This window comes from Phenylobacterium sp. (assembly GCF_036263695.1).
Classification (GTDB): Bacteria; Pseudomonadota; Alphaproteobacteria; order Caulobacterales; family Caulobacteraceae; genus Phenylobacterium.
This window is the reverse complement of the sequence record NZ_DATAGM010000072.1, coordinates 1-2,204: the sequence shown is the minus strand read 5'-3', so window position 1 is coordinate 2,204 and position 2,204 is coordinate 1. Positions and strand designations below refer to the sequence as shown.

At 72.8% G+C, this 2,204-nt stretch carries 1 protein-coding gene and 1 pseudogene; one reads left to right on the top strand and one right to left on the bottom strand.

All coding sequences use genetic code 11. From position 1 onward, the window contains the following. Positions 1 to 1,742: alpha/beta hydrolase family protein (locus VHK87_RS02735; protein WP_329633364.1), on the top strand; the 1,742-nt coding region annotated here is incomplete at its 5' end. On the opposite strand, the pseudogene VHK87_RS02730 reads toward VHK87_RS02735, so the two are convergent. Further along, positions 1,720 to 2,204, bottom strand: a pseudogene (locus VHK87_RS02730) (hypothetical protein); the annotation flags it as partial. The gene VHK87_RS02735 and the pseudogene VHK87_RS02730 sit on opposite strands and share 23 nt — an antisense overlap.

The window sequence follows — 2,204 nt, the reverse complement described above, 5'->3', positions numbered from 1 at the left end:
GGGTCGGCAACGACCACGTGGTGGTCCAGGTCGCCCGCTGGGAGAAGGTGAACGGCAACGCGTACCGCATGGAGCGGAACATCGCCTTCACGGCGCAGGGGCAGCTCGCCTCAACCCTGCTCGCGAACGACGAGGCCTCGTCCTACTCCGTCCAGCATCCGCAGGTGGCGCTGTTCCATGAGCCGCCGAAGGCGCTCGTCCTGGGCCTCGCCTGGTCGATGGGGCCGAGCCGCGGCTTCGACACCCACGCCGCCCGCAAAGGCGCCGACTCGCCGTTTGTCGCCGCGCTCTGGGGCGTGGATCCGGCCACCGGCAAGGGATCCGTCGTCGAACGGGGCGGCTACGACACGTGGAGCTGGGACGTGGACCGCTCGGGCGCGCCGCGGGTTCGCTACGACGTCGACGAGATCTCGCGGGCCTTCTCGATCCACGTGCGCGGCAAGGGCCAGAACCGCTGGACGGTCCTGGAGCGCGGCGACGACGTCGACGCCTCCATGGATTACATGGCCTATTCCGACCCGGATGACGGGGTCTACCTGCGCGAGACGGCGCAGGGCGCTGAGCGGGTGGTCCTTAAGAAGCTGAGCGACGGCTCGGTCACCCCGGTGGGCCAGCCCACGTCCGGCGCGACGCCCTGGCTGCAGATGGATCCTTACCGAGGCGCAGCGGTGGCGGTGGTCGGCGGGACCGAGCGGCCGCAATTCCAGTGGCTCGACGCCGAGCTCGGCGCCGTCCACGGCCTGCTCTCGCGCGCCTTCAAGGACCGGACCGTCGGCCTCTATCACTGGTCGAAGGACCGCAGCCGGTTCATCGTCCGGGTGGAGGGACCGCAGGCGGGCCCCGCCTGGTTCCTGTACGACAAGGGCCGCAAGGAGCTGTCGCCGCTCGGAGAGGAGTATCCCGAGCTCGAAGGCGTGGAGCTGGGGGCGACCCGTTGGATCACGTACAAGGCCCGCGACGGGCTGGAGATCGGCGCCTACCTCACCTTGCCGCCCGCCAGCCTCGGGGTGACCAAGGCGCCGCTAATCGTCCTGCCGCACGGCGGGCCCGGCGCGCGGGACGAGTACACCTTCGACTTCCTGACCCAGTTCCTGGCGTCCCGCGGGTACGCGGTGCTGCGCCCGCAGTTCCGCGGCTCCGCCGGCTTCGGCAGGGCCTTCTACGAGGCGGGTCGCGCCGAGTGGGGCGGCAAGATGCAGACGGACCTGCTTGACGGAGTGGCAGCCATCCGCCCGATGGCCGAGGTCGACGCCGACCGGGCCTGCATCGTCGGCTGGAGCTTTGGAGGCTACGCGGCCTTGGCGGGCGTGAGCCTGCACCCGGGCGCCTACCGCTGCGCCGCGTCGATCGCCGGGATCTCGGACCTGAAGCTCATCCTGGCGCAGCAGGGCAGCACCCACGGCCGCGCCTCTGCAACCTTCCACGCGTGGCGGCGGATGCTAGGCAAGAATGGACCGAATTCGCCGGAACTGGTGAGCACCTCGCCGCTGCGGCAGGTCGCCAACATCCAGGCGCCGGTGCTGCTGGTGCACGGCGGTCAGGACACCATCGTCGAGCCGGTGCAGTCGGCGGCGATGCGCGACGCCCTGAAGGCGGCCGGCAAACCCGTCGAGCACCTGCTGCTGACTGACGACGACCACTACCTGCGCCGGCCGGGGTCGCGAACCCAGCTGCTGACCGCGCTGGAGGCGTTCCTGGCCAAGCACCTGCCGGTGCAGCCTAGGGCGGCAGCCGGGGCGTGACCCGCGTCGCCCGGCGGCTGCCGGAGTGGGGCGCGCCCATGTTGTCAGCCATGCCGCCGCCGTAGTCGGGATCGCCGATGTTGTCGGAGCCCACCGGCGCGACGCCGGGCGGCTCGGGCGGCAGGGGAGAGACGCCGGCGGCGCGGTCGAAGGCGGCGCGCTTGACGGGCGAGATTCCCGCCGTGGGGCCATAGTCGGGGCCTTGGGCGCGGCGGGCGCCCATCCGTTCGGCGCAGCGTTCCCGTTCATCGCGGCTGAGGCGCGCCTGATCCTCGCAACCCAGCCGGCCCCGGAGCACGCCGCCCAAGTCGGGGAAGGCAGGGGCGCCGGCCGGCCCCGGCTGGGGCTGCGGGCCGGGCGTCCGGAGCAGCAGGGGCGGGATCGCGCCGTCCGCGTCGGCGGGCCGACGCGGCGTGCGGGGCTGCAGGGGGCGGAGCGGGGCAGGGGTGTCGGCGCTCGGCG